The organism is Demequina rhizosphaerae, from assembly GCF_000971255.1.
GTDB classification, from domain to species: domain Bacteria; phylum Actinomycetota; class Actinomycetes; order Actinomycetales; family Demequinaceae; genus Demequina; species Demequina rhizosphaerae.
The window spans coordinates 43,561-66,482 of the sequence record NZ_BBMC01000008.1 but is presented as its reverse complement, the minus strand read 5'-3'; the positions used below and the strand labels follow the sequence as shown (position 1 = coordinate 66,482).

General features: G+C 73.3%; 20 protein-coding genes and 1 pseudogene. 14 read left to right on the top strand and 7 right to left on the bottom strand.

Annotated elements, in window-relative coordinates; translation table 11 throughout:
* Positions 1-26: 26 nt before the first annotated feature.
* The 3 genes from AOM07_RS11430 to AOM07_RS11420 are packed head-to-tail and all read left to right on the top strand — an operon-like array spanning position 27 to position 4,275.
* Positions 27-1,076, top strand: coding sequence for a carbohydrate ABC transporter permease (locus AOM07_RS11430; protein ID WP_082101316.1), 1,050 nt, complete (start codon positions 27-29; stop codon positions 1,074-1,076).
* Positions 1,077-1,081: 5 nt separating this feature from the next.
* Positions 1,082-1,969: a carbohydrate ABC transporter permease gene (locus tag AOM07_RS11425; protein ID WP_156165225.1), complete on the top strand. Its 888-nt coding sequence runs from the start codon at positions 1,082-1,084 to the stop codon at positions 1,967-1,969.
* Positions 1,966-4,275 carry a beta-xylosidase/alpha-l-arabinosidase gene (locus AOM07_RS11420; protein WP_062313914.1) on the top strand — a complete coding sequence of 770 codons (2,310 nt, stop codon included), beginning with the start codon at positions 1,966-1,968 and terminating at the stop codon, positions 4,273-4,275. Before AOM07_RS11425 ends, AOM07_RS11420 begins: the two co-directional genes overlap by 4 nt.
* A gap of 147 nt (positions 4,276-4,422) precedes the next feature.
* Here the strand turns inward: AOM07_RS11420 and AOM07_RS11415 are convergent, their stop codons facing one another.
* Entirely contained in the window at positions 4,423-4,716 is a 294-nt protein-coding gene (locus AOM07_RS11415; protein ID WP_062313912.1) for a PLD nuclease N-terminal domain-containing protein, read from the bottom strand.
* A 31-nt stretch (positions 4,717-4,747) separates the two neighbouring features.
* On the opposite strand from AOM07_RS11415, the gene AOM07_RS11410 reads away from it, so the two are divergent.
* Positions 4,748-5,023 carry a DUF4229 domain-containing protein gene (locus AOM07_RS11410; protein ID WP_062313910.1) on the top strand — a complete coding sequence of 92 codons (276 nt, stop codon included), beginning with the start codon at positions 4,748-4,750 and terminating at the stop codon, positions 5,021-5,023.
* Between the two features lie 10 nt (positions 5,024-5,033).
* On the opposite strand, the gene AOM07_RS11405 is transcribed toward AOM07_RS11410, so the two are convergent.
* Together AOM07_RS11405 and AOM07_RS14985 are read right to left on the bottom strand one after the other, a co-directional pair.
* The gene (locus AOM07_RS11405) at positions 5,034-5,903 is read right to left on the bottom strand and encodes a 1,4-dihydroxy-2-naphthoate polyprenyltransferase (protein WP_062313907.1); all 870 of its coding nucleotides are present in this window, start codon (positions 5,901-5,903) and stop codon (positions 5,034-5,036) included.
* Positions 5,900-6,910 carry an AMP-binding protein gene (locus tag AOM07_RS14985; protein ID WP_062313905.1) on the bottom strand — a complete coding sequence of 337 codons (1,011 nt, stop codon included), beginning with the start codon at positions 6,908-6,910 and terminating at the stop codon, positions 5,900-5,902. Before AOM07_RS14985 ends, AOM07_RS11405 begins: the two co-directional genes overlap by 4 nt.
* 36 nt (positions 6,911-6,946) lie before the next feature.
* Here AOM07_RS14985 and AOM07_RS11395 point away from each other — a divergent pair, with 36 nt between their 5' ends.
* On the top strand, positions 6,947-8,032 hold the full coding sequence (locus AOM07_RS11395) for a DUF3048 domain-containing protein (RefSeq protein WP_062313903.1): 1,086 nt from the start codon (positions 6,947-6,949) through the stop codon (positions 8,030-8,032).
* A gap of 28 nt (positions 8,033-8,060) precedes the next feature.
* On the opposite strand, the gene AOM07_RS15135 is transcribed toward AOM07_RS11395, so the two are convergent.
* On the bottom strand, positions 8,061-9,938 hold the full coding sequence (locus tag AOM07_RS15135) for an Ig-like domain repeat protein (RefSeq protein ID WP_062313901.1): 1,878 nt from the start codon (positions 9,936-9,938) through the stop codon (positions 8,061-8,063).
* A 96-nt stretch (positions 9,939-10,034) separates the two neighbouring features.
* On the opposite strand from AOM07_RS15135, the gene AOM07_RS11385 reads away from it, so the two are divergent.
* The gene (locus AOM07_RS11385; protein WP_228374448.1) at positions 10,035-10,748 is read left to right on the top strand and encodes an SIR2 family NAD-dependent protein deacylase; all 714 of its coding nucleotides are present in this window, start codon (positions 10,035-10,037) and stop codon (positions 10,746-10,748) included.
* 68 nt (positions 10,749-10,816) lie between these two features.
* Here AOM07_RS11385 and AOM07_RS11380 read toward each other — a convergent pair whose 3' ends face one another.
* A complete protein-coding gene (locus tag AOM07_RS11380) occupies positions 10,817-11,746 on the bottom strand; it encodes a 1,4-dihydroxy-2-naphthoyl-CoA synthase (RefSeq protein WP_062313898.1) in 930 nt (309 codons plus the stop codon).
* Between the two features lie 160 nt (positions 11,747-11,906).
* On the opposite strand from AOM07_RS11380, the gene AOM07_RS11375 reads away from it, so the two are divergent.
* On the top strand, positions 11,907-12,794 hold the full coding sequence (locus tag AOM07_RS11375) for an o-succinylbenzoate synthase (protein ID WP_084830276.1): 888 nt from the start codon (positions 11,907-11,909) through the stop codon (positions 12,792-12,794).
* A complete protein-coding gene (gene menD, locus AOM07_RS11370; protein ID WP_082101318.1) occupies positions 12,791-14,446 on the top strand; it encodes a 2-succinyl-5-enolpyruvyl-6-hydroxy-3-cyclohexene-1-carboxylic-acid synthase in 1,656 nt (551 codons plus the stop codon). Before AOM07_RS11375 ends, menD begins: the two co-directional genes overlap by 4 nt.
* Before the next feature lie 129 nt (positions 14,447-14,575).
* On the opposite strand, the gene AOM07_RS15200 is transcribed toward menD, so the two are convergent.
* Both AOM07_RS15200 and AOM07_RS11360 read right to left on the bottom strand, forming a co-directional pair.
* Complete coding sequence (locus AOM07_RS15200; RefSeq protein ID WP_169748156.1) at positions 14,576-16,513, bottom strand: isochorismate synthase; 1,938 nt, start codon at positions 16,511-16,513, stop codon at positions 14,576-14,578.
* Entirely contained in the window at positions 16,510-17,811 is a 1,302-nt protein-coding gene (locus tag AOM07_RS11360) for an FAD-binding protein (protein ID WP_062313894.1), read from the bottom strand. The genes AOM07_RS15200 and AOM07_RS11360 overlap by 4 nt, the downstream gene beginning before the upstream one ends.
* A gap of 159 nt (positions 17,812-17,970) precedes the next feature.
* Between AOM07_RS11360 and AOM07_RS11355 the strand changes: the two genes are divergently transcribed.
* The 6 genes and pseudogenes from AOM07_RS11355 to nuoE all read left to right on the top strand — a co-directional run.
* Positions 17,971-19,266 (top strand): geranylgeranyl reductase family protein, encoded by a 1,296-nt coding sequence (locus AOM07_RS11355; protein WP_062313892.1) that lies wholly within the window; start codon positions 17,971-17,973, stop codon positions 19,264-19,266.
* 68 nt (positions 19,267-19,334) lie between these two features.
* A complete protein-coding gene (gene ndhC, locus AOM07_RS11350) occupies positions 19,335-19,667 on the top strand; it encodes an NADH-quinone oxidoreductase subunit A (RefSeq protein WP_062299052.1) in 333 nt (110 codons plus the stop codon).
* Positions 19,668-19,672: 5 nt separating this feature from the next.
* The gene (locus AOM07_RS11345) at positions 19,673-20,224 is read left to right on the top strand and encodes an NADH-quinone oxidoreductase subunit B (RefSeq protein ID WP_062313890.1); all 552 of its coding nucleotides are present in this window, start codon (positions 19,673-19,675) and stop codon (positions 20,222-20,224) included.
* Positions 20,221-20,937 carry an NADH-quinone oxidoreductase subunit C gene (locus AOM07_RS11340; protein ID WP_082101321.1) on the top strand — a complete coding sequence of 239 codons (717 nt, stop codon included), beginning with the start codon at positions 20,221-20,223 and terminating at the stop codon, positions 20,935-20,937. Before AOM07_RS11345 ends, AOM07_RS11340 begins: the two co-directional genes overlap by 4 nt.
* Positions 20,934-22,277 (top strand): NADH-quinone oxidoreductase subunit D, encoded by a 1,344-nt coding sequence (locus tag AOM07_RS11335; protein ID WP_062313888.1) that lies wholly within the window; start codon positions 20,934-20,936, stop codon positions 22,275-22,277. Before AOM07_RS11340 ends, AOM07_RS11335 begins: the two co-directional genes overlap by 4 nt.
* A pseudogene (gene nuoE / locus AOM07_RS11330) lies at positions 22,274-22,912 on the top strand (NADH-quinone oxidoreductase subunit NuoE); the annotation flags it as partial. The gene AOM07_RS11335 and the pseudogene nuoE, both read left to right, overlap by 4 nt.
* Positions 22,913-22,922: the final 10 nt, after the last annotated feature.

The window sequence follows — 22,922 nt, the reverse complement described above, 5'->3', positions numbered from 1 at the left end:
CTGCGACTAGAAAGCGAGGCTCCCTGGTGACCGCACTGGAGGCCTCGGGTCGCAGCGCGGCCCCCGCCGTCGACGCGGAAGCGTCGGCGGCGGGGTCCCGCCCGGTGACCCCTGCATCCGAGCACACCCGCCGCGCGACGGCCCGCAAGTGGGCGGAGATCGCCCTCTTCGTGGGTCCGGCGATGGTGCTGTTCCTCACATTCGTCGTCTACCCGGTCGTCTCGGCGGCCCGGTTCAGCCTCTACAAGTGGAACGGCGTCTCGCAGTTCTCCGACGCCGAGTTCATCGGCCTCGAGAACTACGCGCGGGCGCTGTTCGGCGGCACCGACCCCGCCACCCAGCAGGCCTTCACCACGGCCTACTCCCAGCCCTTCTGGGAGGCCCTCAGCCACAACTTCGCGATCATCTTCCTGTCGATGGCGGTGCAGCTGCCGATCGCGTTGGCGGTCGCGCTCACCCTCAACCGCAGGTTCCGCGGACGCGCCTTCACGCGGGTGGTGATCTTCGCCCCCTACGTGCTGAGCGAGGTCATCGCCGGAACGATGTGGCTCATCATCTTCGACCCCAACGGCATCGCGACCCAGCTCATGCGCGGCATCGGCCTCGACATGCCGAACGGCGGCTGGTTCGAGGACCCCACGTGGGGCTTCTGGACCGTGTTCTTCATCATCACGTGGAAGTACGTGGGGCTCGCCATCATCCTGTTCCTCGCCGGCCTGTCGGGCGTGAGCGAGGACCTCCAGGAGGCCGCGGCCATCGACGGCGCGAGCTGGTGGCAGATCCAGTGGCGGATCAACATCCCGCTCATCGGTCCCACCATCCGCATCTGGGCGTTCCTGTCGATCATCGGCTCGATCCAGCTGTTCGACATGGTGTGGGTGCTCAACCGCGGCGGCACCGCGGGCCAGTACTCGACCATCGCGAGCTACATGATGGAGATCGGCTTCTTCCGGTCGGACTGGGGCTACGGCTCCGCGATCGCGGTCATCATGTTCTTCCTGTCGTTCGTCATCGCGCTCGCCTACATGGCGACCATCCTGCGCCGCGACAACGCCCACCCCCGAAAGGCCAGGTGACGACGATGTCCGTCGACACTGCTGCCCGCTCGACCGCCGCATCGTCCGCCGACGGCCGCCGCCGCAAGGGCCTCATCCCCGAGGGCTCGACGTACGTGGCCGTGGGCATCGCCCTCGTGGGCGTGGGCCTGACGCTCGGCCCGATCCTCTACCTGATCCTCGGCGGCTTCCGCACCCAGGGCGACCTCGCCGCGAACCCGACCGGCTTCCCCGACCCGTTCATGTGGCAGAACTACTGGGACATCCTGTCCAAGCCGCTGTTCTGGCGCCAGCTGCTCAACTCGACGCTGGTGGCGGTCGCGACGACCGCGGGCGTGGTGCTGTTCGGCACGATGGCGGCGTACCCGCTCGCGCGGTACTCGTTCAAGGGCCGCGAGCTCGTGTTCGTCATCTTCACCACCGGCCTGATGTTCCCCCTCACAGTCGCGGTGCTGCCGCTGTACCTGCTGCTGCGCGACATGGGCATCTCGGGCCTGTGGGGCCTCGTGATCCCGCAGATCGCGTTCGGCCTGCCGGTCACGATCATCATCCTGCGGCCGTTCCTCGCGGCCCTGCCCAAGGAGCTCGAGGAGGCGTCCTTCATGGACGGCATCTCGCGCATCGGCTTCTTCTGGCGCATGCTGCTGCCGCTCGCCCGGCCGGCCATGGTGACGGTGGGCGTGCTCGCGTTCATCGGCTCGTGGAACGCCTACCTGCTGCCCCTGCTGCTGCTCACGGGCGACCCGACCGGCATGACCCTGCCGCTCGGCGTCACCACGTTCCAGGGCCAGCACTCCGCCGCGACCACGATGATCATGGCCTACACGTCGCTCGCGATGCTGCCGGCGCTCGCGTTCTTCCTGCTGATGGAGCGGCGCATCGTCGACGGCCTCACCGGGGCGGTGAAGGGATGACCGCGGTCGACGTCGCGGTGAGCACCCGCGTGGCCTCCCTCGTCGCGGAGATGACGCTCGAGGAGAAGCTCGCGCAGATCACCGGCTTCTGGGAGGACGAGAAGGGCGACGTCGTCGCCCCGCTCCAGGGCGAGGTCTCCGTCACCGGCGGCCTGGACGATGCGACGCGGCACGGCATCGGCCACTTCACCCGCATCTACGGCACCACCCCCGTGGACGCCGATGCGCGGGCCCGGGTCCTGTGGGAGCGCCAGCGCGCGCTCGTGACCGGGACGCGGCTGGGCATCCCCGCGATCGTCCACGAGGAGATCCTCACGGGGCTGTCGGCGTGGAAGGCCGCGACGTATCCCGGCCCGCTCACGTGGGGCGCCGCATTCGACCCGGAGCTGGTGGCGCGCATGGGCGCGCTCATCGGCCGCGACTGCCGCGCGCTGGGCATCCACCAGGGCCTCGCGCCGGTGCTCGACGTCGTGCGCGACCCCCGCTGGGGGCGCGTCGAGGAGTGCATCGGCGAGGATCCGTACCTCGTCGGCGAGATCGGCACGTCCTACGTCGAGGGCGTCCAGTCCGAGGGCGTGCACGCGACCCTCAAGCACTTCGTCGGCTACTCGGCCTCGCGCTCGGGACGCAACTTCGGGCCCGTCTCGATCGGCCCGCGCGAGCTGCGCGACGTCATGATGGTGCCGTTCGAGATGGCCGTCGTCGACGGCGGCGTCCGCTCCGTCATGCACGCCTACACCGAGATCGACGGGGTCCCCACGGCCGCCGACGGCTCGCTCCTCACGGGCGTCCTGCGCGACGAGTGGGGCTTCGACGGCGTCGTGGTCGCCGACTACTTCGGCATCGCCTTCCTCCACCTGCTCCACGGCGTGGCGGCGGACCTGTCCGAGGCCGCGGCGCTCGCGCTCGAGGCCGGCGTCGACGTCGAGCTCCCCACCGGCGACGCCTACCTCGCGCCGCTCGCGGCCGCCGTGCGGTCCGGGCGGGTGCCCGAGCACCTCGTCGACACCGCGGTCGCGCGGATCCTCGCGCAGAAGGAGTCGCTCGGCCTGCTCGACGCGGACTTCTCCGGCGAGCCGCCCGCGGGCGTCGACCTCGACGGTCCCGAGCACCGCGAGGTGGCCCGGCTGCTCGCCGAGCGCGGCATCGTCCTGCTCGCCAACGACGGCACGCTCCCCCTGGGTGCACCGGCCGGGGACGATGCGGCGGGCGCGCCGGACGCGGCGGGCGCGCCGGGTGCGCCGCGCGTGGCCGTCATCGGCCCCAACGCGGACCGGTACGCGGCGATGTTCGGGTGCTACTCGTTCGCCAACCACGTGCTCGACAAGCGGCCCGGCACCGAGCTCGGCCTCGACGTGCCCACCGTGCTCGACGCCGTGCGCGACGAGCTCGGGCCCGTCCTGTCGGCACGCGGGTGCGACGTGCAGGGCGGCTCGCGCGAGGGCTTCGCCGAGGCAGTCGAGGCGGCCCGCGCGGCCGACGTCGCCGTCGTGGTCGTCGGCGACCAGGCGGGGCTCTTCGGCCGCGGCACCTCGGGCGAGGGCTGCGACACCGACTCCCTCGAGCTGCCCGGCGTCCAGCGCGAGCTCGTCGAGGAGCTGCTCGCGACCGGCACGCCGGTGGTGCTCGTGCTCGTCACGGGCCGCCCGTACGCGATCGGATGGGCGCTCGAGCGCTGCGCCGCGGTGGTGCAGGCGTTCTTCCCGGGTGAGGAGGGCGCGCGCGCGATCGCGGGCGTGCTGTCCGGCCGGGTCAACCCCTCGGGCCGCCTGCCGGTGAGCATCCCGCGGGACACCGGCGCGCAGCCGTACAGCTACCTCCACCCGCGGCTCGGCGGCGACACCGACGTCACCAACCTGTCGTCCACGCCGCCGCTGACGTTCGGCGAGGGGCTGTCGTACACGTCCTTCGCGTACGAGGGCCTCGCGGCGGAGGACGCCCCGACCGACGGGACGATGCGCGTGTCCGTGACCGTGCGCAACACCGGCGCGCGCGACGGCGACGAGGTGGTGCAGGTCTACGCGCACCAGCGGCGGGCGTCGCTCACGCGGCCGGTCGCGCAGCTCGTCGGCTTTGCGCGGGTGCCGCTGCGCGCGGGCGAGGCCAGGCGCGTCACGCTCGACATCCCCGCGGCGCGGCTCGCGTTCTCCGGTCGGGACCTCGTGCGCGCGGTCGAGCCGGGCGAGGTCGAGCTGTGGGCCGGCACGCCGGTCCGCCGCGAGGCCGAGGCGGTCGCCTCGCTCACGGGCGAGCGCTGCCCCGTGGGACGCGAGAGCGCCCGGAGGGTCCGCGTCGAGGTGAGCTGACCGGGCGGCGTCGGACGATTCCCGTCAGTCGATTCCCAATGACACTTGTGACTGCGGTCTCACCGCGTGATGGCTGGGGCAGCCTCAGCCATCACGCGAGACGACAGGCGTCCCATCCGTCATTGGGAATCGACACGCGCCGGCGGGCTAGCGGCCCTCGCCGCTCTGGCGCTTGCGTCGCGCCTGGTCGCGCAGCCACGCGAGGTACTCCGGGTCGTCGTCGGGCGCCACGGGGTCCGAGCGACGCTGCGGGCCGCTGTCGGGGCGGGTGCGGCTCAGGAGGATCCAGCCGATCGCGCCCACGTAGGGCAGCAGCACGATGATCGCGGCCCAGAGCCACTTGGACACGCCGTACGGATCCTTCTCGGGACGCTGCATCGCGTCCGAGAGGGCGTAGATGACGAGCCCCAGGTAGACGAGGAGGGGGAGCACGCGAGCCATCCATCAAGCGTACGCCGGGTACCGTTGATGTATGAGCGTTCTTGCGTACTGGGGTGCCCGCACGGGCGTCTTCCTCGCCGTCCTCGGCGTGCTGTGGGCCGTGGGATGGCGCGACGTGATCGCGTTCCTGGCCGCCTTCGTCGTCGCCTGGCTGGTGTCCTACCTGGCGCTGCCGGGCCTGCGCGTGCGCGCCGCCGCGCAGATGGACGGCTGGATCTCCCGCAGCGAGAAGGGGATCCGCGAGGCCGCCGCCGAGGAGGACGCCGAGATCGACGCCGCCGACCACGAGGCCGGCAGCACCCGCTGAGCCCGCGCGGCTACAGCGCCAGCCCCACCGCCATGAGCAGGCCGTAGGCGAGGCCCACGCCGCTGATCCCCTGGAACATCACCGCGAAGTTCCGGCCCGACGCGCCCATGCGCATGCCGAACGCGATGACGACGGACGGCAGCGCGACCATCGTAGAGATGAGCACCCACGGGTGCGCGAACGCGACGATCACCGCGAGCCCCACCGGCAGCGTCACGGACGCCGCGAACAGCTGGCGCGCGCGCAGCTCGCCCACCTTGACCGCGAGGGTCCGCTTGCCCGCGAGCGCGTCCGTCTCGAGGTCGCGGATGTTGTTGACCAGCAGCAGCGCGACGGCGTAGAGCCCCACGCCCGCCGACGCCACGACCGCCCACCACGTGACGTGGCCGGCCTGCGTGAGCATCGTGCCGAGCACCGCGACGGGCCCGAAGAACACGAACACGCTCACCTCGCCCCAGCCCGCGTAGCCGTAGGGGCGCGACGAGCCGGTGTAGGTCCACGCCGCGACGATCGCGACCGCGCCCACCGCGAGCAGCCACCACATCTCGACGTACACGACGAGCGCGAGGCCCAGCAGCGCGCCCGCGAGGAACGACAGGTACGCGGCGCGCTTGACCGAGGACGGCAGCGCCTTGCCCGACGCGACGAGCCGCTCGGGGCCGATGCGGTCGATGTCGGTGCCGCGGATGCCGTCCGAGTAGTCGTTGGCGTAGTTCGACCCCACCTGCAGCGCGAGCGCGACGCCGAGCGCGAGCAGCGCCGGGACGAGGCGGAAGCCGTCCTCCGCGATCGCGGCCGCGGAGCCGACGATCACCGGCACGGCCCCGGTCCACAGCGTGCGGGGGCGTGCGCCCGCGATCCAGTCGGCGGTGGTGGTCATCGATCCTCCTTGCTCGCCAGGCCTCTGGCGGCCGGCCGGTCAATCTTCCCACCCGCGGTGCGCGGCACGGTCGCGCGGACGATGCGCTTGGGCCGCTCGTACGAGGCGAGACCCTCGAGCGCGGCCCCGAGCGCCGCCTCGTCCACCTCGCCCTCGACGACAGCGACGACGCGCTCGCCCCACTCGGCGTCGGGCACGCCGACGACGGCGGCGGCCGTCGCGCCCGCCCGCTCCAGCGCGAGCTCGATGCGCTGGGGGTGCACCTTGACCCCGCCGGTGTTGATGACATGGTCGGCGCGGCCGAGGACGCGCAGGCGGCCGTCCTCGCGCAGCTCGCCCACGTCGGACGTGCGGAACCAGCGGACGCCGTCGCGGGTCTCGAACGCCGCATCGTCCCCGTCCGCGTAGCCGGCCGCGAGCGTGGGCCCCGCCAGCAGGATCCGGCCGTCGGGATCGATCCGCAGCCCGACGCCGTCGAGCGGCCGGCCGTCGTAGACGCAGCCGCCGGACGTCTCGCTCATGCCGTACGTGCGCACGAGGTTCGCGGGCGCGTCCCGCTCGGGCAGCGCCGCGCCGCCCACGAGCACCGCGTCGTACGTGGCGAGCGCGTCGCGCCCGGCCGGGTCGGCGAGCAGCCGCCGCACCTGGGTGGGGACGAGCGAGACGTGGCGGCGCCCCGCGGGCAGGCGCGCGGTCGCCGCCGCGAAGGACGATGCGGTGAACGGGCCGGCGGGCATCGTCGCCAGCGGCGCCCCGGCCAGCGCCGCGCGGGCCACCACCATGGCGCCGCCGATGCGCTCCGCCGGCAGCGTCAGCAGCCAGGCCGCCTCGCCGCCGAGCCGGTCCGCGGTGAGCGCGGCGGACGCGCGGATAGCGGCCGTGGGGAGGAGCACCTCGCGCGGCGCCCCGGTCGAGCCCGACGTCGCCGCGGCCACGCCCTCGGCACGCCCGGCCAGCGCATCGTCCACGGCGGTGAGGGGATCGTCGGCGAGGCGCGCGTAGGTCACACCGACCAGCCTAGGGCGGCACCTACACTCGTCCGCATGACTTCGACCCGCATCGCGGGCACGCTCGCCGCTGCCATCGCGGCGATGACCCTCGCCGCGTGCTCGCCCGCCTCCGAGAGCGGCCCCACCACGACCGTGTCGATCGCCTCCTCGCCGGAGGTGTCGGCGGTCGCGCTGCCGCCCGCCCCCGAGGACCCGGTCCCCTCGATCGCGTGGCCGCTGACCGGTCTCGACGCGTCCGACGCCACCACCGCTGAGCTGAGCCGTCCGGCGCTGTCGATCAAGATCGAGAACTCCGCGGCCGCGCGTCCGCAGGAGAACCTCGACAAGGCGGACGTGGTGTTCGAGGAGTACGTCGAGGCGGGCATCTCGCGCCTCATCGCGGTCTACCAGTCGGACATGCCCGAGTCGGTGGGGCCGATCCGCTCGATGCGGCCCATGGACCGCAACATCATGGGCTCGGTCGGCGGGCCGCTGATCTTCTCCGGCGCGCAGCCGCGGTTCGTGTCCGCGACGCTCTCCTCGGGCCAGGACATCATCACGCAGGACGTGGGGGACTACGGCTTCTTCCGCACGACCGACAAGTCCGCGCCGCACAACCTCCACGGCTACCTGGCCTCGTTCCTCGAGCAGACCGACGCGGACGCGCCCGAGCGGCAGTGGGAGATCGCGTACCCCGCGAGCGAGGCGACCGCGCAGCTCGAGGGCACCAAGGCGACCGAGATCGACATCTACATGTCGGGCTACTCGCAGCCGTCGTGGACGTGGGACCGGACGGACCAGGTGTGGAAGCGCTACGAGTCGGGGGTGAAGCACGTCACCACGGACGGCACGCAGCTGTCCGCGACCAACGTCGTGATGCTGTGGGTGACCGTCCAGTACACGTCCTCGGACGGCGGCTCGTCGGTGCCGGAGACGCTCGTCGCGGGCCGCTCGGGCGAGGGCTACGTGGTCACGGGCAACCGCACCATCCCGATCGAGTGGAGCAAGAAGGGCCAGTACGACCCGTTCGTGCTCACCACGAAGGACGGCGACGACGTCGCGCTCGCGGCCGGTCAGACCTGGTTCGAGCTCATCCCCAACGCGGGCATCGGGCGCGCGACCTCGATCGACATCTCGTAGTCGCCGGGCGCGCGGTTCAGCGGGCGGTTCAGCGGGCGTAGGAGCTCGTCGCGACCTTGCGGGCCTTGAGGTACGTGTTGCCCAGGTACCTCACGCTCACGCGGCCCTTCGGCAGCTTCCAGGTCGTGAGCCGCACCTTGAAGACCGAGCCCGACCGCACGAGCTTGTACTTCGCCGACACCTTCCGGTCCCCGACGTACATCTGCACGTAGCCGGACTCGCGCGCGACCGAGCTCGACACGGTCGCGACGAACGTCGCCCGCGCGCCCTTCTTCACGGCGGTCCTGGCGACCGCGGTCACCTTCGGCGTCGCCTTCGTCACGGTCGCCTTGACGGTGGTCGCGGAGGGCTGGGACGCGAGCGAGCCGGAGTAGGTCGCGGTGAGCGTGCGGGTGCGGGGCTTCCAGTCCTTCGGCAGCGTGAAGGTCGCCTTGCCGTTGCTGTCCAGCGTCCGCGTCCAGCGCTTCGTGCCGACCGTCACCGTGACCTTGCCGGTCGGGGTCCTCGTCCCGCTCACCGTCACCGTGACCTTGCCCGCCGTGCCGTAGGGGACCTTGGTGGCCGTCGCGCGGATGGTCGAGGCGGTGGCGGGCCCGGCCAGCAGCGCCACGGTCGCCGAGGTGGCGGTCGCGTCGACAACGTCGAGCGTGAACTGCCCCATCGGGTCCGTGTACGTGTCGCCCGCCTGGAACGACGTCCGCAGCGTGCCGCCGGCGTCCTCCTGGGCGAGGAGGTACTGCTCGTTGTAGCCGGGCTCCATCATCGTGAGGACGACGCCGGGCGCGTAGGCGGCCACCCGTCCCAGCGGGTCGAGGAAGGCGCTCGCGCTCGCGTAGAAGGCGCCCGCGTCGGCGCCCGTGCCGTCGCGGAGGTCGACGACGTAGCGGAAGCCGTGGTCGTCGGTGAAGCTCGCGGCGGTCGTGCCCGTCGTGGACGTCGACGCGCCGATGGTGACGACCTGCGGCTCCGTGGCGCCGGGGACCAGCGTGACCGCCGCGGTCTGCGTGTCCGCGCCGGGCAGGTCGAGGTACGAGCGGTACGCGGCGTCGAGGCTCGCCGGCGCGAAGTCGCCGATCGCCCCCGCCATCGGGCTGTACGCCCCGTAGTACTCCGCGAAGCCGTAGGCCCCGAAGACGTCGCCCCACAGCAGGTCGCTGTGCCCGAGCCCGAGGTTGTGCCCGAGCTCGTGGACGGTGACCGCCGCGCCCGGCTCCGCGATGTGGACGAAGCCGCCGAGCGTGATGCGGCCGACCGTCGCGACCCCCAGGTAGTCGTACGCGCACCCGGTCGGCGTGTAGACGACGAGGTGGTTCGCGGCCTGCGCGAAGTCGACGGCGGGGAAGAGCGCGGCGGCCTCCTCCCACAGCTCGTCGAAGGCGTAGGCGCACGACCCGGGCAGCGACAGCACCCGGGTCTGCGCGATCTCGAACGAGTCGAGGGCGCCGCGGCCCTCGCGGACCCAGTACTCGAGCGCGGCCGCGGCGTCGGCTGTCGCGGCCGCGGGCGCGATGTCCCCGCCGGCCGTCGCATCGTCCACCGTGACCACGTACGCGTCGTGACCGGTGACCGCGACGCTCGGAGCGACGGGCTCGAGGACCGTCGCGGCGCTCACCTCGCCGCCATCGACCGTCGCCGCCACCTCGGAGCCCGTGGGGATCTCCTCGAGCGCCTCCCCGGCCACCTCGGTGACAGTGCCGTCGTCCTCGACGAGGACGTAGGCGTCGGTGTGCTCGTCGGCGGTGTCGATCGTCACCTCGAGCAGGCTCGCGTCGACGGTGGCGAGCCCGAGGGTCTCCCCGGGGCCGGCGGGCACGGCGGCCGCGGAGGCGAGGCCGACGACGGTGAGCGCGAGCGCGATGCCGGCGCTCGTGGCGGACCGGGCCGCCGGGCGGGTGCGAGTCGTCACGGGGGGAGGCTATCGGGGGAGGGACCAGCGGCGATAGGCCCTGACGAGGGTTCGGCGCCCGGGGTGGCGGCGGTCCCCGTGAGGCACCATGGAGAGGTGATCACCGTCCTCACGGGCGCCGGGCTCTCGACCGGCGCCGGCATACCCGACTTCCGCGGGCCGAACGGCGTGTGGACGCGCCACCCCGAGCGGGCGCGGCTCCTCGAGATCGACGTGTTCCTCGGCGACCGCGAGGCGCGCATCGAGGGCTGGCGCGACTGGGCCGCGCACCCGGCGTGGGAGGCGCGGCCGTCCCCCGCGCATCGTGCCCTCGCCCGCCTGGTCGAGGCCGGCGCCGCGCGCGACATCCTCACCCAGAATATCGACGGCCTGCAGCAGGCCGCCGGCACGCCGGACGATGCGGTGGTGGAGATGCACGGGCGCCTCGCCACGACCTCGTGCATGGGATGCGAGTGGGGGTGCGAGACGCGCGAGGTGATCGCGATGCTCGACGTGGATCCGGACCCGCGGTGCCCGTACTGCGGCGGGGTGCTCAAGCCGGACGTCGTCTACTTCGGCGAGGCGCTCGGCGACGCGGACCTCGACCGGGCGTCGCGCGCGTCGCGCGGATGCGACGTGTTCGTCGCGATCGGCACCACGCTGCAGGTCTACCCCGTGGCGATGTACGCGGGGTCCGCGCTGCAGGCCGGGGCGGAGCTCGTCATCGTCAACGCGTCGCCGACGGCGTACGACCGGGACGCGCACCGCGTGATCCGCGAGCCGATCGAGGAGGCCGTGCCGGCGCTGGTCGAGGAGTGGCTCGCGGGCTGAGCGGGGCGCGGGTCGACGACGCGATCCGTCTCTACCTGGGGCTCCGAGGCGCCGGCCCGGGCCCTCCGTCAGTAGGCGTAGGGGAACCGGGTCCAGTCGGGCTCGCGGCGCTCGAGGAACGCGTCGCGCCCTTCCTGCGCCTCCTCCGTCATGTACGCCATGCGCGTCGCCTCGCCCGCGAAGACCTGCTGGCCCGCGAGGCCGTCGTCCGCGAGGTTGAACGCGAACTTCAGCATGCGGATCGCCTGCGGCGACTTCGTGGCGATCAGCGCCGCGTACTCGAGCGCCCTGGCCTCGAGCTCCGCGTGCGGGACGGACTCGTTGACGGCGCCCCAGCGCTCCGCATCGTCCGCCGAGTACTCCCGCGCGAGGAAGAAGATCTCCCGCGCCCGCTTGTCGCCCACCTGCCGCGCGAGCAGCGCGGAGCCGTAGCCCGCGTCGAACGAGCCGACGTTGGCGTCGGTCTGCTTGAAACGCGCGTGCTCGCGGCTCGCGATCGAGAGGTCGCTCACCACGTGCAGCGAGTGGCCGCCGCCGGCCGCCCAGCCGTTGACCGCGGCGATCGTGACCTTGGGGGAGGTGCGCATGAGGCGCTGCACCTCGAGGATGTGGAGGCGGCCGCCGTACGCCGGCGCGTCCTGCGCCGAGCCCTCGTAGAGGTAGCCGTCCTTGCCCCGGATGCGCTGGTCACCGCCCGAGCAGAACGCGTGCACGCCGTCCGCGGCCGGGCCGTTGCCCGTAAGGATGATGGCCGCCACGTCGACGGTCTGGCGGGCGTGGTCGACCGCGCGGTAGAGCTCGTCGACGGTCTGCGGGCGGAACGCGTTGCGGACCTCGGGCCGGTTGAAGCCGATGCGCACCGCGGGCAGGTCACGCTCGCCGTCCGGCCCCCGCCGCACCCACCGGTGGTACGTGATGTCCGCGTCCGGGAAGCCCTCGACGGCTCGCCACTGGGTCGGGTCCATGAGATCGGAGACCTGCGCCGGGATGTCGCTCATGGTCTCCGAGCGTAGTGCGGGGCCGGCCGTCGACTCCCAATGACGCCTGTGGCGCGATCCTCGCCGTGTGAAGGCTGGGGCGGCCCCACGCGCCCCACGCGCCGCATCGGCCACATCTGTCATTGGGAGTCCACGGGGCCGCCAGCCCTAGGCTGAGCCCATGGAGTTCCGTCCCTTCCGCGTCGCGCTGGCGACGCGCTTCCGCGGCGTGACGGAGCGCCACGGCGTCCTCATCCGCGGCACCGGCCCCGACGGCGAGGACGCGTGGGGCGAGTACTCCCCGTTCGACGACTACACGCCCGAGCGGGCCTCCCGCTGGTGGGACGCCGCGATGGAGGCGGCCCGCGGCGAGTGGCCGGCCCCGGTGCGCGACCTCGTCCCGGTCAACAGCATCGTCCCCGAGCTCCCGGCGGGACGCGCCGCCCAGCTCGCCAAGGCGGGCGGCTGCACCACCGCCAAGGTCAAGGTCGCCGGCACCGTCTCCCTGAGGGACGATGCGCGGCGCGTCGAGGCCGTCGCCGTCGCCCTGGGCCCGCAGGGCCGGGTGCGCGTCGACGCGAACGGCGCGTGGGACGTCGACACCGCCGTCAAGGCGCTCGCGGAGCTCGATGCCGCGGCCCGCGCCGGCGGCGGGCCCGGGCTCGAGTACGTCGAGCAGCCGTGCCGCACCGTCGCCGAGATGGCCGAGGTGCGCCGCCGCACGAAGGTGCTCGTCGCCGCGGACGAGTCCGTGCGCCTGCCCGGCGACGCCGACGAGGTGATGCGCGCCGGCGCCGCCGACATCCTGGTCCTCAAGGTCGCGCCCATGGGGGGCGTGGCCGCATGCCTGCGCGTGGTCGAGCGCTACGACGTGCCCATCGTCGTGTCGAGCGCGATGGAGTCCTCCGTGGGGCTCGCGGCGGGCGTCGCGCTCGCGCGGGCCGTGCCCGAGCTGCCCTACGCGTGCGGGCTCGGCACCGGCGAGCTGCTCGCCGAGGACACCGTGCGGGAGACGATCGTGCCGCACGGCGGCGTCATCGGCCCCGTCACCCTGGAGGTGACCGCGTGAGCGAGCACCCGTCGGGGGCCTTCGCCCGCGCGCTGGTCGCGGCGCTCGCGGAGCGCGGCGTCGAGGACTACGTGCTCAGCCCGGGTTCCCGCTCGGGCCCGCTCGCGCATGCCCTCGCGGAGGCCGGCTCGGGCAACCCGCCGCTCGGCGCGCCCCGCATCCGCCTCCACGTGCGCATCGACGAGCGCTCCGCGGCCTTCCTCGCCCTCGGCATCGCGCGCGGCCGGGCCGCCGCCGGCGACGCGCGGCCGGTCGCGATCGTCACCACCTCCGGCACCGCGGTCGGCAACCTCATGCCCGCGGTGATGGAGGCGCACCACTCGGGCGTCCCGCTGCTGCTGCTCACCGCCGACCGTCCCACCGAGCTGCGCGGCGTGGGCGCCAACCAGACCACCGACCAGGTGGGGCTCTTCGGCGCCTTCGTGCGCTGGGGCGCGGACGTCCCGGCCGCCGCCCTGGGCGACCGGCCCGACCGTGCCACCGCGCTCGCGGACCGCGCCGTCCGCGCCGCGCTGGGCGACCGCGCCCGCGAGGACATGGCCGCCGCCGCGGGCCCCGTCCACGTCAACGTCGCGTTCCGGGAGCCCCTCGGCGCGGACGGCGGGCTGTGGAGCGACCCGCCCCGCCTGCCCACGCCGAGCGGCGGCATCCCTGTCGTCGCGCCGCCGGACGAGCCCGCGCCGCTGCCGCCCGTCGCGCGCGGCGTGGTGATCGCCGGCGACGGGGCCGGCGACGTCGCCCGCCAGGTCGCGGAGGCGCACGGCTGGCCCCTGCTCGCGGAGCCGACGTCCCTCGCGCGCTCCGGGTCCCACTGCATCGCCGACTACGTGCGCCTGCTCGAGTCCGCGCACGGCAAGGATCTCGCGGACCGCGTCCACCAGGTCGTCGTCATCGGCCGGCCCACCCTCACGCGGCCGGTGCAGGCCCTCATCGCCCGCGCGCCCGCGCTCGTGGTCGCGCGCTTCGGGGCGCGGTGGCGCGAGGCGCCGCCGCACGCGCAGTCCGTGCTCCGCGAGGTGCCCGCCTCGTGGCTGTGGTCCGCCGCGCCGGACGATGCGGACCCCGGCTGGCTCGCCGAGTGGCGCGCCGCGGGCGGCCGCCCGTCATCGCCCGAGGGCTGGGGGCCGCGCGTGGTCGCGGCGGCGTTCGCCGAGTCGCTGCGCGACGGGGTGTGGGGCGTGGTCGGCTCCTCGGGCCCGGTGCGCGCGCTCGACCGCCTCATGCCCGCCGCCCCGGCGGGATCCGCTCCCATGCTGCTCGCCAACCGCGGGCTCGCGGGAATCGACGGCACCATCTCGACCGCGGCCGGCATCGCCTTCGGGTCGGGCCGCCCGGTGCATGCGCTCATGGGCGACGTCACGTTCCTCCACGAGGCCGGCGGCCTGCTCGTCGGTCCGCGCGAGGAGCGGCCGCGGCTGCGCATCGTCGTGGTGAACGACGGCGGCGGCACCATCTTCGGCGGCCTCGAGCACGGCGGCGCGCCCGCCGAGAACCTCGAGCGGGTCTTCACCACGCCGCACGGCGCGGACCTCGCGTCGCTGTGCGCGGGCTACCGGGTGCCGCATCGTGCGGTGAGGTCCCGCGACGCGCTCGCGGCCGCGCTGGCGCAGCCCGTCGCGGGGCTCGAGGTGGTCGAGGCCCTCGTCGGCTGACCCCTGGTGACTCCCAATGACAGATGTGATGGGAGCGTCACCGCGTGAAGGATGGGGCAGCCCCAGCCTTCACCACGGATGACTCGGGTCACATCCGTCATTGGGAGTCGACGGGCCGGCCCCGTGGGGCTAGCCGTCGCGGCGGGCCCGGAGGACCGCGTCGCGCCGCACCATGACCTCGCCGTCGTGGCTGACGCCGTCGCGCTCGCGCGCCTCCACGACCTCGACGGTCCAGCCGTCGCCCAGCGCGGCGGCCGCCTCCTCCGCGCGGAACGCGAGGCGGCTCAGCTTCGCGTGCTCGAGCACGTGCGGATCACGGGGGTCGTGCCCCACCACCAGCAGCGTGCCGCCCGGCGCGACCAGCTCGGCGAGCCGCGCGACCAGCACGCCGATGCCCGCCTCGGGATGCGCGTAGTGCGTGGTGACCAGGTCGAACGATGCGGCGGGCAGGTCCGCGTGCATCGCGTCGTCGACGCGCCAGTCGAGGCGCGCGGCCACCTCCTCGCCGGTCCGGTCCGCGCGCTCGACGCCGCGCGACACCGCGGTCGCGGACACGTCGATCGCGGTCACGTCCCATCCCAGCGAGGCGAGGTGCACGGCGTCCGCACCCTCGCCGCAGCCGACCTCGAGCGCGCGGCCCGGGGCGAGCCGCGCGGCCTCCTCGACCAGCTGGTGGTTCGGGTTCGCGCTCCACACCGCATCGTGCGACGCGTAGCGCTCCTCCCACGCCGTCGCGTCCCAGCCGTCGACCTCGGATGCCGGGGCGCCGGCCGGGTGCACGTGCGGGATCGCGCCGGTCGTCGACGGCGCCGGCGCGCCCAGCGCGCGCCGCATCGGCTCGAGCTTGGCCTCCGACTCCGCCCACTCGGCGGCGGGCTCGCTCGCGGCGACGATGCCGCAGCCGGCGAACAGCCGCAGGCGCCGCGGATCGGACGGCGAGATCTCTGCCGAACGCAGGCCGATGCACCACTCGCCGTCGCCGCCCGCGTCGATCCATCCCACGGGACCGGCGTAGCGGCCGCGGTCGAGCCCCTCGAGCTCGTCGATGACGCGCGCCGCGCCGAGCGTGGGGGTGCCGCACACGGCGGCGCTCGGGTGCAGCTCGCTCACGAGCTCGAGCGCGGCGACGTTGTGCGACAGCACGCCCGTGACGTCCGTCGCGAGGTGCATGACGTTGGGCAGGTGCAGCACGAACGGCTCGTCCGGCACGTTGACGCTGCCGCAGTGCGAGGCGAGGGCCTGCGTGACCGACCGGACGGCGTACTCGTGCTCCTCGCGGTCCTTCGAGGAGCGGGCGAGGGCGCCGGCGCGCGCGAGGTCGCGCATGTCGTCGCCCGTCATGCGGATGGTGCCCGCGAGCACGCGGGAGGTCACGAGGCCGTGGTCGACGCGCGCGAGCAGCTCGGGGGTCGCGCCCACGAGGCCGTCGACGTGGAACGCCCAGCAGGTGGGGTACTCGTCCGCGAGCCGGCGCAGCAGCACGCGCACGTCCACGGGGCGCTCGGCCGTCGCCTCGACCGCGCGGGCCAGCACCACCTTCTCGAGCTCGCCGGCGCGGATGCGGGCCACGGCGGCGTCGACCGCGGACGCCCATGCGGCCTCGTCGCCGGAGGCGATGTCGACGTGGCCCGGGCCGGCCGGCGCCGTCGCGGCGGCGAGCGCCTGCTCGAGCGTGAGCGGCGCCTCGTCCTCGCGGGAGATCGTGGTGAACCAGGCACGACCGTCCCGGCGTCCCAGCACGTACCGGGGGACCACGAGCGAACCGCCGGCCCCGGAGGCGTCGGCGAACGCGAACGAGCCGAAGGCGACCAGGCCCGTGCCGCGCTCGCGCACCTCGTCCCGGACCTCCGCGTGGCGGCACATGAGCCGCCACCAGTGCTGCGCCTGCTCGACGCGGTCCTCGCCGCCGCCGTCGTGGCGCGCGGCCTCGCCCCACGCCACCATGCCCTCGCCGCGTCGGACCCACGAGATGCCGGCCTCGGGCAGCGCGGCGATCAGGTCGCCCGGGTCGTCGATCTCGGTGGTGCGGACGACGAGAGGTCCGGGGGAGGCGCTGTGGACGGTCACTCCTCCACAGTAGGGCCGTTCCACCACCGCGCCGCACGCACCCCGACCCCCGCCAGGTAGTCGTTGACGAAGCGGCCGCCGGGGTCGAGCTCCTCGAAGACGGCGCGCGCGTCCGCGACCCGCGGGTGGGCGCGCGCGATGGCCGCGGCGTCGAACGCGTGCCACTTGCCCCAGTGCGGGCGGGCCAGGAACGGGGCGAGCGCCTCCTCGATGCGGGGCAGCAGCGCGAGCACCTCGGCGGGGTGCTGCGCCCACGTGAAGTGGATCGCCAGGGTGTCGCGCTCGTACGCGCCGGACAGCCACAGGTGGTCCGCCGCGACCGCGCGCAGCTCGGACACCAGGAGGTGCGGGCGGATGAGCAGGCCGAGCGCGCGCACGGCGGCGAGCGCCTCCCCGGCGGCCTCCATCGGCACGAAGTACTCGGTCTGGATCTCCTGCCCGTTCGACGGCGTGTGGGTGAGCCGGAAGTGCGGGAGCCGGTCGATCCACGGTCCGGGCTCGCCGCCCTGCGGGGTGAGCGCGTCCGGGTCGCCGTCGACGAGCCGCGCGTCGGACTCGGGGCTGCGCACCGCGCCGTGCCACTCCTCGGGCGGCATCTTGTCGAGCCCCACGCCGCTCTTGCGCCAGATCTGCTGGACGGTCGGCTCGTCCCACGTGGTGAAGATCGACACCGAGTACGCGTCCGCGAGGATCGCGGGGGTGTCGGACAGCAGGGTCGCCCACGGCATCCCCGTGTAGACGTCCTGGCGCACGTCGTAGGTGGGCTGGACCCCGAGCGTCACGGACGTGATGATCCCGAACGCGCCGACGCCGACGGCGAGCGCGGGGAACTCGGGGTCGCCCTGGCGGCACGTGCGCAGGTCCCCCTCCGCGTCGATGTACTCGAGCTTGCGCAGCGCGGTGGCCTGGCAGCCGTTGCGCGCGCCGGAGCCGTGGGTGCCGGTCGCGATCGCGCCGACGACCGAGATGTGGGGCAGCGAGCCCGTGTTGTGCAGCGCCCACCCGCGGTGCTGCAGCCACGCGCCGAGCTCGCCGTAGCGGATGCCCGCGGGCGCCGTCACGGTGGGCCACGCGGGGTCGGACAGGTCGATGTGTGGGGAGCCCTCGAGCCCGGTCGTGTCGATGAGCGTGCCGTCGGTGTCCGCGATCGCGTTGAAGCTGTGCCGCGTGCCGAGCGCCTTGACCCGGCCGGGCGCCTCGCGCACCGCGCGCGCGACGTCCTCGACGGTGCGCGCCTCGACCAGACGCTCCGCCACGAAACGATGGGTCCCCGCCCAGGTGACGCCCGCGTCGCTCATGATTCCAACGTAGCAACGGGGGACGCGCGTGCGCGGTTCGTGCCCGGTGCGGCGCGGCGCGCATCGTCCCGGGCGCCGGCGTGCGGGGGGACGATGCGGGGGCCGGCGGAGCGGACGGTCCCGCACGGAGCACCTTGCGCGCACCTCTACGCTTGTCGGGTGCGTACAGAGGCCGATGTCATCGTGATCGGGGCGGGTCCCGGAGGGGCCGCCGCCGCCCGCTACCTCGCCGTCGAGGGCTTCGACGTGATCGCCCTCGAGAAGGCGAGGTTCCCCCGCGAGAAGGTCTGCGGCGACGGGCTGACGCCCCGGGCCGTCCGCGAGATCGACCTCATCGGGCTGCCGACGCCGCGCGACGAGGGCTGGATCCCCAACCACGGCCTGCGCATGGTCGGCGGCGGGCACCGCCTCGAGTTCCCGTGGCACGACCTCGAGTCCTTCCCCCGCTACGGCCTGTCGCTGCCGCGCGCGGACTTCGACAAGCGCCTCGCCGACCACGCCCGCGCCGCCGGCGCCGACGTGCGCGAGGGCTGGCACGTCGAGTCCGCCCTCCGCGACGAGCGCCAGGCGGGCTACGCCGGCGGCGGGCGCGTCGTCGGCGTCGTCGCGCGCGAGACCGACGAGCGCGGCCGCAAGGTCGGCGAGCCCGTCGAGTTCCGCGCCCCGCTCGTCATCGCGGCGGACGGCGTGAGCGCGCGCGTCGCGCTCGGCATGGGCATGGAGCGCATGGAGAACCGCCCCATCGGCGTCGCGGTGCGCACGTACTTCACCACCCCCCGCCACGACGAGGAGTGGATGGAGGGCCACCTCGAGATCTGGGACGGCGAGCGCGGCGCCTCGAACCTGCTGCCCGGCTACGGCTGGATCTTCCCCATGGGCGACGGCACCGCGAACGTGGGCCTCGGCACCCTGAGCGCCAAGGGCACGCCCCCCAAGCTCGACCACCGCGCGCTGCTGCGGGACTGGCTCGACCACTCGGCGGCGGACTGGGAGTTCGGCGAGCAGGTGGGCGGCATCAAGGGCGCCGCGATCCCGATGGCCTTCAACCGCCAGCCGCACTACGTGCCCGGCATGATGCTCGTCGGCGACTCGGGCGGCATGGTCAACCCCTTCAACGGCGAGGGCATCGCCTACGCGATGCAGGCCGCGCGCCGCGCGACCGAGGCCGCCGTCGCGTGGCGCGACGCGACCGGCGCGCGCGACAAGGAGGCCGCGCTCGCGAGCTACGGTCGGATGATGAAGGACGACCTCGGCGGCTACTACTCGCTCGGCCGCGTCTTCGCCTCGCTCGTCGAGCACCCGGCCGTGATGAAGGTGTGCACCCGCTACGGACTTCCTAGTCCTTTGGTCATGGAATTCACGTCTAGACTGCTGGCAGATGTCTATGAGCCTCGTGGCGGGAACTGGGCCGACAGGCTCCTCTCCGCTCTGACGAGGGTCGCTCCGGCGGCCTGACGGCATCCGCGACCTCGACGAAGACGGAAGGATAGTTCCCTGTGAATCCGTACGTGCCGATCATCGTGATGATGGTGATCGCGGGGCTGCTCGCGGGCGCCGGACTCTTCGTCAGCTCGATCCTGGGTCCGAAGCGCGCCAACGCCGCGAAGCTCGACCAGTACGAGTCCGGCCTGCAGCCCACCCCGGGCGCCGCCGGCGGGGGCCGCATCCCGATCAAGTACTACCTCGTCGCGATGACCTTCATCATCTTCGACATCGAGGTCGTGTTCCTCTACCCGTGGGCCGTCGCGCACGACGCGCTCGGGTGGTTCGGGCTCATCGCCATCATGACCTTCCTCGCCCTCATCACGATCCCCTTCGTGTACGAGTGGCGCCGCGGCGGATTCGAGTGGGACTGAGAGATATGGGTATCGAAGAGAGCGCTCCTCCGTTCATGCTCGGCATGGTCGAGGACTTCGTCGGCTTCATGCGGGCGGGATCCCTCTGGCCGGCCACGTTCGGCCTTGCGTGCTGCGCGATCGAGATGATGGCGACGGGCACCCCGCGCTTCGACATCTCGCGCATGGGCTCCGAGGTGTTCCGCGGGTCGCCGCGCCAGGCCGACATGATGATCGTCGCGGGCCGCGTGTCCAACAAGATGGCGCCGATCGTCCGCCAGGTCTACGACCAGATGGCCGAGCCCAAGTGGGTCATCTCCATGGGCGTGTGCGCCTCCTCGGGCGGCATGTTCAACAACTACGCGATCGTCCAGGGCGTCGACCACATCGTCCCCGTGGACATCTACCTCCCCGGCTGCCCGCCGCGCCCGGAGATGCTGCTCAACGCGCTGCTCGAGCTCCAGGAGCAGGTGCGGAACACCCCGATGGGCCGCAACCGCCGCGAGATCGCCGCCGCCGCCGAGGCCGCCGCGCTCTCGGCCACCCCGACCTCCGACATGAAGGGCCTGCTGCGTTGAGCGACTCCCAGGACCTCACCGGCACCGGCGCCCCGCAGGGCGGCCCCCAGCCGGGTGAGCGTGAGCAGATCACCCTCATCAACGTCCGCGAAGGCATGTTCGGCGCCCAGGGCGACACGTCCGGCTACGACCTCCTGGTCAAGCCCGTCGAGATGCCGGGCGCGTCCGAGCGTCCGTACGGCGAGTGGTTCGACGGCGTCGTCGACGTGCTCGAGGAGCTCCTCGGGGACGATGCGGCGGCCGCTATCGAGCACGTCGTCGTCGACCGGGGCGAGCTCACGCTGCACATCGCGCGCGAGCACCTGCCCGCCGTCGCCCAGCACCTGCGCGACGACCAGGACCTGCGCTTCGAGATGTGCCTGGGCGTCTCCGGCGTCCACTACCCGGCGGACGCCGGTCGCGAGCTGCACGCCGTCTACCCGATGCAGTCGATCACCCACAACCGCCGCCTCCGCCTCGAGGTCGCGGTGTCCGACGCCGACCCGCACATCCCGTCGATCACCTCGATCTACCCGATGAACAACTGGCACGAGCGCGAGACCTGGGACTTCTTCGGCATCGTCTTCGACGGCCACCCCTCGCTCGCGCGCATCGAGATGCCGGACGACTGGGTGGGCCACCCGCAGCGGAAGGACTACCCGCTCGGCGGCATCCCCGTGGAGTACAAGGGCGCGGAGATCCCGTCGCCCGACAACCGGAGGCAGTACCGATGACCCAGACCGCACCCCACGCCACGGGCGCGTTCGTCGAGGACCCCGACGCCCCCGAGTACAGCGCCTACGGCGGCGACTGGTCCGACATCGCCGACGAGGCCGCGCGCCTGGCGCAGCAGCGCATCGTCGTCAACATGGGCCCCCAGCACCCGTCCACCCACGGCGTGCTGCGCGTCATGCTCGAGATCGAGGGCGAGACCGTCACGGAGACCCGTGCCGGCATCGGCTACCTCCACACGGGCATCGAGAAGAACATGGAGTTCCGCACCTGGACCCAGGGCGTGACCTTCTGCACCCGCATGGACTACGTCGCGTCCATGTCGCAGGAGGCCGTGTACTGCATGGGCATCGAGAAGCTGCTCGGCATCACGGACGACGTCCCCGAGCGCGCGAACATCCTCCGCGTGCTCATGCTCGAGCTCACCCGCATCGGCTCGCACCTCGTCGCGGTCGGCACCGGCGGCAACGAGATGGGCGCGACCACGGTGATGACCACCGCGTTCGTCGCACGCGAGGACACGTTCCGCGTCATCGAGATGATCTCCGGCCTCCGCACCAACAACGCGTACATCCGCCCGGGCGGCGTCGCCCAGGACGCGCCCGAGGACGCCGTCGCGCTCATCCGCAAGGTGATCCCGCAGATCAAGCAGAAGCTCGACGAGCTCGCGGACCTCCAGCTGGAGAACCCGATCTTCAAGGGCCGCCTCAAGGGCGTCGCGAACCTCGACCTCGCGGGCTGCATGGCGCTCGGCATCACCGGGCCGATCCTGCGCTCCGCGGGCCTGCCGTACGACGTGCGCAAGGCCGACCCGTACTTCGGCTACGAGACCTACGACTTCCAGGTCCCGACGTCGACCGACGCCGACGCCTACTCGCGCGTGGTCCTCCGCCTGGAGGAGTGCTACGAGTCGCTCAAGATCGTCGAGCAGTGCGCCGACCGCCTCGAGCAGACGGCGGGCCAGCCCGTCATGGTCGCGGACAAGAAGATCGCGTGGCCGGCGCAGCTGTCCGTCGGCTCGGACGGCCAGGGCAACTCGCTCGACCACATCCGCCACATCATGGGCGAGTCGATGGAGTCGCTCATCCACCACTTCAAGCTCGTGACCGAGGGCTTCAAGGTCCCCGCGGGCCAGGTGTACTCGGCGATCGAGGGCCCCAAGGGCCTGCTCGGCGTCCACCTGGTCTCCGACGGCGGCACCAAGCCGTGGCGCGCGCACTTCCGTGACCCCGGATTCAACAACCTGCAGGCCCTGTCGATCCTCACCGAGGGCGGTCAGGTCGCCGACGTCGTGGTGGCGATCGCCACGATCGACATGGTGCTGGGAGGCGTCGACCGATGACCTACGACGAGACCACGCTCGCTCAGCTGACCGAGGACGCGGCCGCGATCATCGCGCGCTACCCGGTCAAGCGCTCCGCGCTGCTGCCGATGCTCCACCTGGTGCAGTCCGTGGACGGCTTCGTGTCGCCCGACGGCATCGAGTTCTGCGCCGGCCAGCTCGACCTCACGGCCGCCGAGGTGTCCGCGGTCGCCACGTTCTACACGCAGTACAAGCGCCGCCCCAACGGCGAGTACCAGGTGGGCGTGTGCACCAACACGCTGTGCGCCGTCATGGGAGGCGACCGCATCTGGGACGAGCTCTCCGAGCACGTCGGCGTGGGCCACGACGAGACCACCGAAGACGGGCAGATCACGCTCGAGCGCCTCGAGTGCAACGCGGCCTGCGACTACGCGCCCGTGATGATGGTCAACTGGGAGTTCTTCGACAACCAGACGCCCGAGAGCGCCAAGCAGGTCGTCGACGACCTCCGCGCCGGCAAGGACGTCGCCCCCACGCGCGGTCCCGCCAAGGTGTGCTCGTTCAAGCAGGTCTCGCGCGTGCTCGCGGGCTTCGAGGACGGCCGCGCCGACGAGGACCAGGGCGCGGGCACCCCCACCCTCGCGGGCCTCGAGGCCGCCAAGGAGCAGGGCTGGAAGGGGGCGG

What these genes read in the sequence shown, in the direction of transcription:
- AOM07_RS11425 (WP_156165225.1), top strand. Translation starts at nt 1,082, where the DNA reads ATGTCCGTCGACACTGCTGCCCGCTCGACCGCCGCATCGTCCGCCGAC.
- AOM07_RS11420 (WP_062313914.1), top strand. Translation starts at nt 1,966, where the DNA reads ATGACCGCGGTCGACGTCGCGGTGAGCACCCGCGTGGCCTCCCTCGTC.
- AOM07_RS11415 (WP_062313912.1), bottom strand. Translation starts at nt 4,716, where the DNA reads ATGGCTCGCGTGCTCCCCCTCCTCGTCTACCTGGGGCTCGTCATCTAC.
- AOM07_RS11410 (WP_062313910.1), top strand. Translation starts at nt 4,748, where the DNA reads ATGAGCGTTCTTGCGTACTGGGGTGCCCGCACGGGCGTCTTCCTCGCC.
- AOM07_RS11405 (WP_062313907.1), bottom strand. Translation starts at nt 5,903, where the DNA reads ATGACCACCACCGCCGACTGGATCGCGGGCGCACGCCCCCGCACGCTG.
- AOM07_RS11395 (WP_062313903.1), top strand. Translation starts at nt 6,947, where the DNA reads ATGACTTCGACCCGCATCGCGGGCACGCTCGCCGCTGCCATCGCGGCG.
- AOM07_RS11380 (WP_062313898.1), bottom strand. Translation starts at nt 11,746, where the DNA reads ATGAGCGACATCCCGGCGCAGGTCTCCGATCTCATGGACCCGACCCAG.
- AOM07_RS11375 (WP_084830276.1), top strand. Translation starts at nt 11,907, where the DNA reads ATGGAGTTCCGTCCCTTCCGCGTCGCGCTGGCGACGCGCTTCCGCGGC.
- AOM07_RS11360 (WP_062313894.1), bottom strand. Translation starts at nt 17,811, where the DNA reads ATGAGCGACGCGGGCGTCACCTGGGCGGGGACCCATCGTTTCGTGGCG.
- ndhC (WP_062299052.1), top strand. Translation starts at nt 19,335, where the DNA reads ATGATGGTGATCGCGGGGCTGCTCGCGGGCGCCGGACTCTTCGTCAGC.
- AOM07_RS11345 (WP_062313890.1), top strand. Translation starts at nt 19,673, where the DNA reads ATGGGTATCGAAGAGAGCGCTCCTCCGTTCATGCTCGGCATGGTCGAG.
- AOM07_RS11335 (WP_062313888.1), top strand. Translation starts at nt 20,934, where the DNA reads ATGACCCAGACCGCACCCCACGCCACGGGCGCGTTCGTCGAGGACCCC.